The organism is Xenorhabdus eapokensis, assembly GCF_001908105.1.
In genome coordinates this window covers 96,363-108,735 of the sequence record NZ_MKGQ01000010.1, presented here as the reverse complement: position 1 = coordinate 108,735, position 12,373 = coordinate 96,363, and the positions used below count along the sequence as shown (strand labels likewise).

11 protein-coding genes are annotated in these 12,373 nt (G+C 41.8%); 4 read left to right on the top strand and 7 right to left on the bottom strand.

Annotated features, from left to right (window positions below):
- On the bottom strand, positions 1 to 179 hold a 179-nt coding region (locus Xedl_RS09360), incomplete at its 3' end, for an IS630 transposase-related protein (protein ID WP_074023580.1).
- Between the two features lie 245 nt (positions 180 to 424).
- On the opposite strand from Xedl_RS09360, the gene Xedl_RS09355 reads away from it, so the two are divergent.
- Entirely contained in the window at positions 425 to 2,368 is a 1,944-nt protein-coding gene (locus tag Xedl_RS09355) for an exoribonuclease II (RefSeq protein WP_074023543.1), read from the top strand.
- Positions 2,369 to 2,477: 109 nt separating this feature from the next.
- Entirely contained in the window at positions 2,478 to 3,389 is a 912-nt protein-coding gene (gene bla / locus Xedl_RS09350; RefSeq protein WP_074023542.1) for a class A beta-lactamase, read from the top strand.
- Positions 3,390 to 3,476: 87 nt separating this feature from the next.
- Here the strand turns inward: bla and yciH are convergent, their stop codons facing one another.
- The 4 genes from yciH to Xedl_RS09330 form a co-directional block, all read right to left on the bottom strand.
- On the bottom strand, positions 3,477 to 3,800 hold the full coding sequence (yciH, locus tag Xedl_RS09345) for a stress response translation initiation inhibitor YciH (protein ID WP_074023541.1): 324 nt from the start codon (positions 3,798 to 3,800) through the stop codon (positions 3,477 to 3,479).
- Positions 3,793 to 4,533 (bottom strand): orotidine-5'-phosphate decarboxylase, encoded by a 741-nt coding sequence (gene pyrF / locus Xedl_RS09340; protein WP_074023540.1) that lies wholly within the window; start codon positions 4,531 to 4,533, stop codon positions 3,793 to 3,795. The genes yciH and pyrF overlap by 8 nt, the downstream gene beginning before the upstream one ends.
- 81 nt (positions 4,534 to 4,614) lie before the next feature.
- Positions 4,615 to 5,784, bottom strand: coding sequence for a lipopolysaccharide assembly protein LapB (lapB, locus tag Xedl_RS09335; RefSeq protein WP_074023539.1), 1,170 nt, complete (start codon positions 5,782 to 5,784; stop codon positions 4,615 to 4,617).
- 6 nt (positions 5,785 to 5,790) lie between these two features.
- The gene (locus Xedl_RS09330) at positions 5,791 to 6,105 is read right to left on the bottom strand and encodes a LapA family protein (protein ID WP_074023538.1); all 315 of its coding nucleotides are present in this window, start codon (positions 6,103 to 6,105) and stop codon (positions 5,791 to 5,793) included.
- 364 nt (positions 6,106 to 6,469) lie between these two features.
- Between Xedl_RS09330 and ribA the strand changes: the two genes are divergently transcribed.
- On the top strand, positions 6,470 to 7,066 hold the full coding sequence (gene ribA / locus Xedl_RS09325; protein WP_167366719.1) for a GTP cyclohydrolase II: 597 nt from the start codon (positions 6,470 to 6,472) through the stop codon (positions 7,064 to 7,066).
- A 129-nt stretch (positions 7,067 to 7,195) separates the two neighbouring features.
- On the opposite strand, the gene acnA is transcribed toward ribA, so the two are convergent.
- A complete protein-coding gene (acnA, locus tag Xedl_RS09320; RefSeq protein WP_074023536.1) occupies positions 7,196 to 9,886 on the bottom strand; it encodes an aconitate hydratase AcnA in 2,691 nt (896 codons plus the stop codon).
- 291 nt (positions 9,887 to 10,177) lie between these two features.
- Between acnA and Xedl_RS09315 the strand changes: the two genes are divergently transcribed.
- Entirely contained in the window at positions 10,178 to 11,017 is an 840-nt protein-coding gene (locus tag Xedl_RS09315) for a hypothetical protein (RefSeq protein ID WP_074023579.1), read from the top strand.
- Between the two features lie 80 nt (positions 11,018 to 11,097).
- Here Xedl_RS09315 and cysB read toward each other — a convergent pair whose 3' ends face one another.
- Positions 11,098 to 12,072 (bottom strand): HTH-type transcriptional regulator CysB, encoded by a 975-nt coding sequence (gene cysB / locus Xedl_RS09310; RefSeq protein ID WP_074023535.1) that lies wholly within the window; start codon positions 12,070 to 12,072, stop codon positions 11,098 to 11,100.
- Between the last annotated feature and the right edge of the window lie 301 nt (positions 12,073 to 12,373).

Sequence of the window (12,373 nt, the reverse complement as noted above, 5' to 3'; positions counted from 1 at the left end):
ACTGCATCAGGGATTTTCGTGGCGGGTTTATTACGGGTCATGCAAGGTTCTATCTGATTGCACCACCGGAACAAGGTGCGCATGGAGACTTCAAAATGGACACTCGTTTGTTCAAAAGTCAACGAATGCTTGTCTTTGTATGCCAATACTCTCTTTCGAAAATCTAAGCTGTAACCCATCTCATTTTATGCCTTGTCATCTTAGGTTTAGATATTATGTCATATTAGTATGATTTAGCTATATCATGCCACAATGGAGCGTACGACTGTAGTACTAAGCATTCTCCATTTCAGAAAACGGCGGATTTGTGGTCTTACATCGCAATTTTTCCTGTTTTGATAAGATGTTACTTGCTCCATACTCTTGATTCGCGTAAAACTGTTGTCCAAAATTTTCAATAATAACTCCATATTTCCCAGATATTATGTTTCAAAATAATCCGCTGCTTGCGCAGCTAAAACAGCAACTTCACGCTCAGACCCCGCGTGTAGAAGGTTTAGTCAAAGGAACTGAGAAAGGTTTTGGATTTTTAGAAGTCGACGGCCAAAAAAGTTATTTTATTCCACCGCCTCACATGAAAAAAGTCATGCACGGTGATCGGATCACTGCGGCTATCCACACAGACAAAGAGAAAGAGAAAGAAATTGCCGAGCCTGAGTCTCTGATTGAACCCTTCCTGACCCGTTTTGTCGGAAAGGTTCAGAAGAAAGAAAATGATAACCGACTATGGATTATTCCTGATCATCCACTATTAAAAGACACTATCCCTTGCCGCCCGGCAAACCACGTTGACCATGCCTTTAAAAATGGTGATTGGGCCGTAGCTGAAATGCGTCGGCATCCCCTGAAAGGAGATCGTGGTTTTCATGCTGAAATCACTGGCTATATCACACAAGGTGATGACCACTACGCACCGTGGTGGGTAACATTAACTCGCCACGAACTGGAACGTGAAGCGCCAGCGATGATGGATTGCCAGTTGGACGATAATTCCATCGAACGCATCGATCTGACCGCTCTTGATTTTGTCACTATTGACAGCGCAACAACCGAAGATATGGATGATGCCCTGCACATCAGCAAAAATGATGACGGTAGTCTGAAACTGTCTATTGCCATTGCAGATCCCACTGCTTATATCAAAGCGGGCAGTGAACTGGACAAAATTGCCTACCAACGTAGTTTCACCAATTACCTGCCAGGTTTCAATATTCCAATGCTCCCTCGTGAGCTATCTGATGACCTATGTTCGCTGCGTCCTAATGTGCGCCGCCCTGCTCTGGTTTGCCAGGTTTCAATTCTCGAAGATGGTCAATTGGGCGATGATATTCAATTTTTCTCTGCTTGGGTTGAATCTAAATTTAAGCTGGTTTATGACGAAGTCTCAGACTGGTTAGAAGGTCAAGAAGGTTGGAAACCAGAATCAGACGCCGTGACTAGCCAAATCACTCTCCTAAAAGAGATGTGTGAACGCCGCAATGACTGGCGTCTGCAAAACGCGCTGGTTTTCAAGGAACGCCCAGATTATCGATTTATTCTTGATGAAGGTGGCAATGTTGTTGATATCGTTATTGAACAACGTCGTTCAGCCAACCGCATTGTTGAAGAAGCCATGATCACGGCGAACTTATGTGCGGCTAAAATTCTGCACGATAAGTTAGGCTTTGGTATTTATAATGTCCATACTGGCTTTGAACCTACTCAGATTGAGCAGGTTATCGAAGTTCTCAAGGAATATGGCATTGAAGCTAACGCTGAAGCATTACTGAAACTGGAAGGGTTCTGTGAATTGCGCCGTGAGCTGGACAGACAACCAACCCAATTTCTGGACAGCCGTATCCGCCGTTTCCAAACTTTTGCTGAAATCAAAACCGATCCAGGCCCACACTTTGGTTTGGGATTTGATGCTTACGCTACCTGGACATCCCCTATCCGCAAATATGGCGATATTATCAACCATCGTTTGTTGAAAGCGATTATCCACCAAGTGGAGGCAGAAAAACCAACCGAAGATCTTTGCCTGCAATTGACCGAACGTCGTCGGGCTAACCGCATGGCAGAGCGTGATGTTGGTGATTGGCTCTATGCCCGTTTCTTGCAGCCTTATGCTGGCACAGATAAAACATTTCCGGCAGAAATTATCGACATCACCCGTGGTGGTCTGCGAGTTCGACTGGTAGATAACGGTGCCATCGCTTTCGTCCCTGGGCCATTTTTGCATGCAGTTCGTGATGAACTTCAATGCAGTCAAGAAACAGGTTCCGTGTTGATTAAAGGTGAAATTGTTCACCGCTTGAATGATGTCATCAATATCCGTATCGAAGATGTCAGAATGGAAACCCGCAATATTGTGGCTCGTCCTGTATAGACATATCTAACAAATCATTTCCGTAAAATATTTCTGCCGCCATTTATGGCGGCATTTTTGTAATAACATTTTGTAACAACAATAAGATGACCCATATAAGGATTACCACATGTTATTTTCTTCGCTAAACCGAATAGGTTTCAAAACTGCCTTAGCTTCCTTACTGGGTGTATTATTCACTTTTCCAGCCAGTGCAACCATTCATAACCATCAAATTTCTCACGAAATCATCCACCAGCTATCCATATTGGAGAAAAATGCCAATGGTCGGCTTGGTGTAGTATTACTAGACACAACCGATCATTCCATCATCTCTTACCGTGAAAACGAACGTTTTCCCCTATGCAGCACCAGTAAGTTGATGACGGTATCCGCTATGCTGAAAAAAAGTGAAACAAATGTTCATCTATTAAATCAACGAGTTCACTACCAACAATCCGAGCTTGTTGAATACAGCCCAATGACGGAGAAACATCTCAAAGATGGTATGACCTTAGGTGAATTGAGCGCAGCAACTCTACAATACAGCGATAATACGGCGATGAATTTGCTTCTTAACCAATTACATGGCCCAAATGAAGTGACACGTTTTGCCCGTATCATCGGTGACAATTCTTTTCGCCTCGATCGCTACGAACCCGAATTAAATACCGCTATTCCAGGCGATGAGCGTGATACTTCCACTCCTCAAGCGATGGCAAAAAGTTTATATTATTTAGTGTTGGGCGATGCCTTAGCGACAACACAACGTGAACAATTAGTTAAGTGGATAAAAGGCAATACAACTGGCGGCGCCAGTATTCGTGCGGGAGTACCCAAGGATTGGATTGTGGGAGATAAAACCGGCCGTTGCGATTATGGTACAACAAATGATATTGCAGTAATTTGGCCAGTCCCCAACCGCGCACCATTAGTTTTAGTGACTTATTTCACTCAGCCAGATAGTAAAGCCACTGCCCGTCCTGACGTATTGGCAGCGGCTGCACGTATCGTGACTCAAAACGAGGGAAATAAGGAGTAAACTTTCGCAGTCCTTCATATTGGCTGTACTAGTTCAAACAAGCTATGCAATTTATTGGCTGCATAGCTTGTATATAACAAACTGGGCTTAACCTCCGGCCAATTTTACTTTCATTCCTTTTGCTTCTAACAATTGCTTCAACAAGTCACGTTTATCGCCTTGAATTTCAATTTCCCCCTCTTTGACAGAACCGCCACAGCCACATTTTTTCTTCAATTCGGCGGCTAAGTTAGCCAAAGTTTGGTCATCAGCATCTATGCCCGTGATCACACAAACACCTTTCCCTTTACGGCCACTGGTTTGGCGTTGGATACGTACAATGCCATCACCTTTCGGACGGGAGGGCTTGATTTCTTCCTTCTGAATGCGTCCACCATCCGTCGAATAAACCAAACAAGAGTTATTATCCATGAATGACCCCGATAGATTGGTTAATTTGTTGTAGCGCCAATGCTGGATTTTCTGATCGGGTAATGGGACGCCCGATCACCATATAATCAACTCCAGCCTGTACCGCCTGAGGAGGTGTCATGATCCGGCGCTGATCTCCCGCTTCTGTACCTTCAGGACGAATACCTGGGGTAACAAGCTGGAATGCATATCCACATACTGTTTTCAGTTGCTGGGCTTCATGGGCAGAACAAACTACGCCATCTAAACCACACTGTTTCGCCAATAATGCTAAGCGCTCCGCATGTTGTGCTGGTGTCATATCAATGCCTATACCCAAGAGGTCAGATTGCTCCATACTGGTCAGCACTGTCACAGCAATTAACAAAGGCGCATCCTTACCGTAAGGCAATAATCCTTCTTTAGCGGCTGTCATCATTCTTGCGCCACCACTTGCATGAACATTAACCATCCACACGCCAAGTTCTGCCGCAGCAGCGACCGCCCTTGCTGTTGTATTGGGAATATCGTGAAATTTGAGATCCAAAAAAACATCAAAACCACGCTGATGCAGTGCCTGAACAAATTGTGGGCCATACAGTGTAAACATCTCCTTTCCCACTTTTAGACGACAGGATTGTGGATCAATCTTGTCGACAAATGCCAGCGCGGCATCCTGATTATCATAATCCAATGCAACAATAACAGGCGAGTCAATCTTTTTATCTAAAGTTTGAACTGTATGGGAGGTCATTTTTCGGCCCTTTGATTTACTAATTAACTGAATTATTTATAAACTTTAATCACTAATGAATAGCAGCATATAGTGACAGTGTCACTGGCCATCCAGTCCTCGGATCGGTTTAACAGAGTCCCAAGAACGACATGATGGACAATGCCAATATAACGAGCGGGAAGTGAAGCCACATTTATGGCATCGATAATCAGGTTTTGTACGGATTTGCTCACCTACCATATTGCGCAAAAGAATCAGGCTCTCTTTAGCCCGCCCTTCTTCTGCTTCTGCCATATGGTAATCCATCAGACGATAAAATAATCTCATGGTTGGATGGCGTTCCAACTGATGGTTAATGAAGTTTTGGGCGACTTCACGCCCTTCTTTCTTCTCAAGAATATCGGCCATATGAAGTTCAGCGATCGCACCACAATTTTCTTCAACACAACGCTGTACAAAAACTTGCCATTCATCCGGTTGAGACAGGTATTGATAACACTCTTGCAACATTGGCAAAGATTCACTGACCAGTTGTTTATCCTGATCGAGGATACGTTTCAACGCATTGGTTGCTTTAAGATATTCCCCCTGAGCCATGTAAATACGGCCAAACATAATAGAGGCACGGGCACAGTTTTTATCCGCCTGAGACGCTTTATTCAAATAACCAATCGCATCAGTAAAATCATCATCGCCCATACATTGCAAAGCCAGCTCACAATAGAAATGAGCAATTTCTTCCCGAAAATGGTGTTTACCCAATTTTACGAGTTTTTCAGCGGTATCAATGGCCTTATTCCAATCACTGGTTGACTGGTAGATGGTAAGCAAGAAATTAAAGGCATTTTCGCGGAAATCTGTTTCGTCAACTAACTGCACGAACATACTCTCTGCTCGATCATAAACTCCGGCAGCCATATAATCTTGCCCAAGCTGTTGGATCGCAAGCAAACGCTGTTCAAATGTCAGGGAAGCACTTTCTATCAGGGACTGGTGAATACGGATGGCTCTTTCCACTTCACCACGGGAACGGAAGAGATTTCCCAATGTTAAGTGAGCCTCAAATGCAGAACTATCCTCTTTCAACATATCAAGAAATAAATCTACCGCTTTATCTTGCTGATTGGAAAGTAAAAAATTAACACCATCAACATATTCACGTGAAAGACGGTCAGCCGATTGTTGTTTATCTTGTTGAGCACTTCTGCGCCCCATATACCAGCCATAGGCGGCAGCAATGGGAAGCAACAGAAACAACAGCTCTAACATGGAGAATTATTCCTTGTTTAAGGCTACGGTAGATACGACTTTTTTGGATGATTCAGATGGCTGCTCCACTTGAGTTTCCAGTCGCTTGATTTTGCGTTTCATATGTCGCAAAGAAATACAGGCACGTAAGTAAAAAACCCCACAAACTCCCCAACCGAGGATAAAGCCAACAGCAAACAACGCCGCTAACAATGTGGATACAGAGTAATCACCCTTGGCAATCAAATAATTAAATGTCACTATCTGATTATTATTTGCTCCCAGTGTTACTGAGATAACAAAAACAACCAGTGCCAGTAATAAGATCAGAAAATATTTCACATTTCTTCCTGTTATCTATCGTTGCTGATTGATTATGTCAAATAACAGACATAGTGGCGTGCTAAATTAGCATTTCTCGTCTACGTAAAGGAAGCAATTTATTGCAAAAAACGCCGATTTTCCTCTTTTTACAATCAATACATCTGCAAAAATCTGCCTATAGTTTAGCATGTTAATATATTTATCATTAAAGAACCTGACGCTTTATATTCATGCGTATTAATAATTTCTGTTACAATACGTCAGCGTGCATGCGTTGTAATCAGAGAAAATTTTTTTGCGTAGTTTTAGCTGATTTCTCAACCGGTATTGTTCTGAGTATCACAATATTTATAACGAGTTAAATCAACATATGAATACAAAAATGCAGCTAAAACGAGTAGCTGAAGCAAAATTACCTACGCCCTGGGGCGAGTTTTTAATGATTGGATTTGAAGAAATCAAAACGGGTCGCGATCATGTCGCCCTTGTTTTCGGGGATATTTCTGGTGATGAACCTGTATTATCCCGTATCCACTCAGAATGCCTCACCGGTGATGCTTTATTCAGCCTAAGATGCGATTGTGGTTTCCAATTAGAAGCGGCACTTTCGCAAATTAGTCAGGAAGGCCGTGGCATTTTGCTCTATCACCGCCAGGAAGGCCGCAATATTGGCCTACTGAATAAAATTCGCGCCTATGCTTTACAAGATCAAGGTATTGATACTGTTGAGGCTAACCATCAATTAGGTTTTGCTGCCGATGAAAGAGATTTCACCCTGTGCTCAGACATGTATAAGATTTTGAATATTAATGCAATTCGTCTTCTTACTAACAACCCTAAAAAAGTTGAGATCATGATAGAAGCGGGCATTAATATCATCGAACGTGTCCCATTGATTGTAGGGCGTAATCCTCAAAATGCTCACTATTTGGATACCAAAGCCAATCGAATGGGCCATCTGCTGTCCAAATCAAGCTAAAAGTTCTCTAAGTTCTCTAATTACTTTTTGCTCTAATTACTTTCTGCAAAAGATAAAAAACTGCGTCGGTGTGGACGCAGTTTTTATTTCTAAATGTAATTTTTTTGATTGATGTTTTTTAATTTCTTATTATTTCAACATATTACGAATCACATAATGCAAAATACCATCATGATAGAAGTAAGCCAGTTCTGTTCCCGTATCAATGCGGCAACGAGTATCAATCACAATCTCCTGTCCATTAGCATAAGTAATTTTCACTGCAATTGTCTGTCCAGGCTGAATGTCAGATAATCCGATAATATCAATTCGCTCCTCTCCCGTCAGGTTTAACGTCTTGCGGCTAACACCTTGAGGGAACTCCAATGGCAAAACACCCATACCAATCAAGTTAGAACGATGGATACGTTCAAAAGATTCCGCAATCACAACCCTGACCCCTAGTAATCTTGTTCCTTTTGCAGCCCAGTCACGGCTTGATCCTGAACCATATTCTTTACCTGCAATAACAGCTAATGGTGTTTTTTCTTCCTGATAACGCATAGCGGCATCATAAATAGCAAGTTGGGATTGTGAAGGAATATGACGGGTATATCCTCCTTCAACGCCTGATACCATCTCATTGCGAATACGAATATTGGCAAACGTCCCTCGCATCATGATTTCATGGTTGCCGCGTCTTGAGCCATAAGAGTTAAAATCTTTTGGAGCAACACCATGTTCTTGTAAGTAACGTCCGGCAGGACTGTCAGCCTTGATGTTTCCCGCAGGGGAAATGTGATCCGTCGTAACTGAATCCCCCAAGATCGCCAAAATGTGAGCCTGATGAATGTCTGTAACTGGTTTAGGTTCAGCCGTCATATCACTGAAGAAAGGGGGATGCCGTATATAGGTGGAATCTGGCTGCCAAGCATAAGTCGCTGAACTTTCGACACGCAGGGATTGCCAACTTTCGTCACCATCAAACACAGAATCGTATTCTTTATGGAACATTTCGGTTCTGACTTTTCCAATCGCTTCTGCAACTTCTGTACTATCAGGCCAGATATCTTTCAAGTAAACATCATGACCTTGTTGATCTTTTCCGATAGGTTCTCGCGTCAGATCCTTTTTCATACTGCCGGAAAGCGCATAAGCCACCACTAACGGTGGTGATGCCAGCCAGTTCGTTTTCACTAAAGGATGAATACGCCCCTCAAAATTTCGATTACCGGAAAGCACTGCTCCAACGGTTAGATCAGATTGCTTGATTGCAGCTTCAATAGCATCAGGCAATGGCCCTGAGTTACCAATACAGGTAGTGCAGCCATACCCGACTAAATTAAAACCCAATTTTTCCAGATATGGCATGAAACCTGCCAGTTCCAGATAACTTGTTACCACTTTCGATCCTGGAGCCAGTGAAGTTTTAACCCACGGTTGACGCTGCAAACCTTTTTCAACCGCTTTTTTGGCAAGTAATCCTGCTGTCATCAATATGCTGGGATTAGAGGTGTTTGTACAAGAGGTAATGGCAGCAATCACTACAGCACCATCTTGCAATGAAAAAGTTTGGTTATCTAAAGTCACTGATACCGCTAATGAGTGCTCTTGAGTTTTATGGATATCCAGTTCCATCGCGGCCTGAAAAGCTTGTGGTACATTTCCCAATGCAACCCTGTCTTGAGGACGTTTCGGCCCAGCTAAACTTGCCTCAACCGTCGACATGTCCAACTCCAGGGTGCTGGTAAAGATAGGCTCATCCCCCGTATTACGCCATAGACCCTGAGTTTTGCAATAAGCTTCAACCAAAGCAATTTCTTCTTCATGACGTCCCGTTAAGCGCATATAGTCTAATGTAATATCATCAACAGGGAAGAAACCACAAGTTGCGCCATATTCAGGGGACATATTGGCAATAGTTGCCCGATCTGCCAGCGGCAAATCAGATAATCCATCACCATAAAATTCAACAAATTTGCCCACAACACCGTGCTTACGCAACATCTGTGTCACAGTCAGTACAAGGTCAGTTGCTGTGATCCCTTCTTGCAATTTTCCGGTCAGTTTAAAACCAACCACATCTGGGATCAGCATGGAAACTGGCTGCCCCAGCATCGCCGCCTCGGCTTCAATTCCCCCTACGCCCCACCCCAGAACGCCCAATCCATTAATCATGGTAGTGTGAGAATCCGTTCCGACCAACGTATCAGGATAAGCAAAATCCTTACCATCCTGATTTTCATACCAGACAGCTTTCCCCAGATATTCCAGGTTAACCTGATGGCAAATCCCCGTTCCAGGTGGGACAACGCGGAAACGATTAAAAGCTTTCTGTCCCCAACGCAAGAACAGATAACGTTCATAGTTACGTGCCATCTCTATCTGGACGTTTTCTGAAAATGCCTGTTCAGTGCCAAATTTATCAACCATCACCGAATGATCAATCACCAAATCAACAGGAGATAACGGATTAACCTGTTCTACATTTCCACCGAGTCTCAATACGGCTTCCCGCATTGCAGCAAGATCCACGACAGCCGGCACCCCTGTAAAATCCTGCATAAGTACGCGGGCGGGGCGATAAGCAATTTCCCTGTCTGCATGGCCGGTTTTCTGCCATTCCACCAGCGCCTGCAAATCATCTTCCACCACTGATTCACCATCGACATTGCGCAAGAGATTTTCGAGCAGAACTTTCAGAGACTTTGGCAGGCGGGATATATCGCCCAATTGTTCAGATAACAGAGGTAAGCTGTAATAGTGATAGGTTTTACTGCCAGTGGATTTGCTTCCAATCGAGAGCGTTGAAGCACTGTCCGTTTTCAATTTAAACGACATAACTCCTCCTTTCTTATTATTGATGGTCAGCTACCATTTAAACATAACATATAAGCAAATATTTGTTATTCCCTAACCACACATTTTGCTAACTCGCTGTAAATCCTCATTTGTTGATAAATTTTAATGATGACAGCGCTAAAGGTGATATGTTTTATTCACGCCATGAAAGTTTGATTGAATTCATTCTAAAGTTTTTACACATTTCTGACTAACTAATAGATTGCAACTTGCAAAATAAAGGTATATTCAGGTTACTCAATGCGTTTATTAGAGATTGGAGGTAAGATTATGGATACAGAAAAAAACAAAGAATACCAACATTATCTAAGCCATATACAACAAGCAGATCAATTTTTTTCGGCTGGCATTAGAGATAAATTTTCCTTGTCGGATTATCAGTTTAGCGATACCGATGGCCTTGTCCAATTTATTATTACTTCAAATATTGTTGATAAAACCAGTGTCATACAGAAAATGAATGAAATCAAAAAAATGCAGGTCGCCCTTTCTTCAATCGCCGTCGATTATATCACCAAATATACCAAGACCTATGGCAAAGAATATAAAACTGACATTCAATTTTGGGGAGATATTATGGCAAAACTGCCATTAATGAGCATCATGAATGTCGAAAGCCAAACTTATCAGCATGAAATGAAAGGAGTTTCTATTGCAACAAATTTACTCCAACTCATCATGGATATTATTTTAAATGCAAATTCTCCAAGCCTGAAAAACTTTTCCGATTTCTTGCAGAAACAAGGTGATGCTATAAGGCTAGGTTTAAAACGGAATGGAGATCAATATTCCACTCTCACACTAGCCAGTGTTATTGAAACCATTGGGCTTGAAGACAGGGTTATATATGTCCCTAAAATAAAACTCTATAAAATAGATTTTGACAGAACCAACTCAGAAGTAACATCAAACTGTGCCTCTAACGAGAGTGTTCATGTTGAATTTACTTATTCTTCTTGTATTTCCTTATTTAATTATCAAGCGTTAGAAAACCATGAAGTTAACACAGCTTTCAATAATTTCATCCTTAAAAATCAAAAATCTTCAATTGAAGATTCTGACAATTTTTTCAGTGGTGAATTTAAGACAAAGATCCCAACAGGAACATAAAATAAAAGATCAACCACCTCCTGCTGTTTGGAGGTGGTCTGGTCTTCTTTATATCTATCTTACTAATATTAAATATCTTTTTATATAATCGGCAGCTCAATATCTTTGAACATTTCTTCGATTTCTTCATTGGAGCGTAATGCAACGGCTTTATCCACAACATCACGCGTCAAATGTGGCGCAAAACGCCAAATAAAATCATACATATAACTGCGCAGGAAGCTACTGCGTCGAAAGCCTATCTTGGTAGTGCTATAACCGAACTGATCACGCATATCAATACGGACTAAATCACCGTCCTGAACGGGTTCTATGGCCATACTGGCAATCACACCAACACCCAGCCCTAACCGTACATAAGTCTTAATCACATCAGCATCTGTTGCTGTAAATACGATTTTAGGTTTCAAACCAACCCGATCAAAAGCAACATCTAACTCAGAACGTCCAGTAAAACCAAACGTATAGGTTACAAGCGGATATTCAGCCAGTTCTTCAATTGTCACATTCTGTCTATTAGCAAGAGGGTGATCTTTCGTCACCACAACAGAACGGTTCCAATGATAACAGGGCAACATAATCAAATCGCTATAGAGGTGCAGTGCTTCTGTTGCTATCGCAAAATCACTATTTCCTTTGCATACCTCTTCCGCAATTTGCGTTGGAGAACCTTGATGCATGTGCAGTGATACATTGGGATAACGTTCAATAAAGCCCTTAATAACAGGAGGTAAAGCATATCTTGCTTGTGTATGTGTAGTTGCTATATATAAAGAACCACGATCAGGATAGGTGTGTTCACTGGCAACAGAACGAATTGAATCAATTTTTGACAGCACCTCACGTGAAATACGGACAATTTCTTCACCAGCCGGAGTTACGTGCGTCAAATGTTTACCACTACGAGCAAATATCTGAATCCCCAGCTCATCTTCGAGCATCCTGACTTGTTTGCTGATCCCCGGTTGAGAGGTATACAACCCTTCTGCTGTAGAAGATACATTTAGATTGTGGTTAACCACCTCTACAATATAACGCAATTGCTGTAATTTCATATCAGCACTGTCCCTAATAATCAAAAGTATGAACGTTTTGTAGTTTAACCAATTTCTATATTGCTAATGGTTACCCACTTATAACTATATAGAATATATATTTGCAAGAATATAACCACTATAACACTTGCCATATATTTATATAACAAATAATTAAGTTGAGTAACTATTATCAAGCACCTGTTGCAGATATATTGTGTTTTAATTTTGTTGAAATATAAAAAAAGCCAGTCCATAGAACTGGCTTTTTAGAAGGAAAAGTTACATTTCCTATAAAAAAAGAAATATCTCTCTAAATATA

Coding starts and splice junctions, on each gene's coding strand:
- Xedl_RS09355 (WP_074023543.1), top strand. CDS start 425: ATGTTTCAAAATAATCCGCTGCTTGCGCAGCTAAAACAGCAACTTCAC.
- pyrF (WP_074023540.1), bottom strand. CDS start 4,533: ATGACCTCCCATACAGTTCAAACTTTAGATAAAAAGATTGACTCGCCT.
- lapB (WP_074023539.1), bottom strand. CDS start 5,784: ATGTTAGAGCTGTTGTTTCTGTTGCTTCCCATTGCTGCCGCCTATGGC.
- Xedl_RS09315 (WP_074023579.1), top strand. CDS start 10,178: ATGGATACAGAAAAAAACAAAGAATACCAACATTATCTAAGCCATATA.
- acnA (WP_074023536.1), bottom strand. CDS start 9,886: ATGTCGTTTAAATTGAAAACGGACAGTGCTTCAACGCTCTCGATTGGA.
- bla (WP_074023542.1), top strand. CDS start 2,478: ATGTTATTTTCTTCGCTAAACCGAATAGGTTTCAAAACTGCCTTAGCT.
- cysB (WP_074023535.1), bottom strand. CDS start 12,072: ATGAAATTACAGCAATTGCGTTATATTGTAGAGGTGGTTAACCACAAT.
- yciH (WP_074023541.1), bottom strand. CDS start 3,800: ATGGATAATAACTCTTGTTTGGTTTATTCGACGGATGGTGGACGCATT.
- ribA (WP_167366719.1), top strand. CDS start 6,470: ATGCAGCTAAAACGAGTAGCTGAAGCAAAATTACCTACGCCCTGGGGC.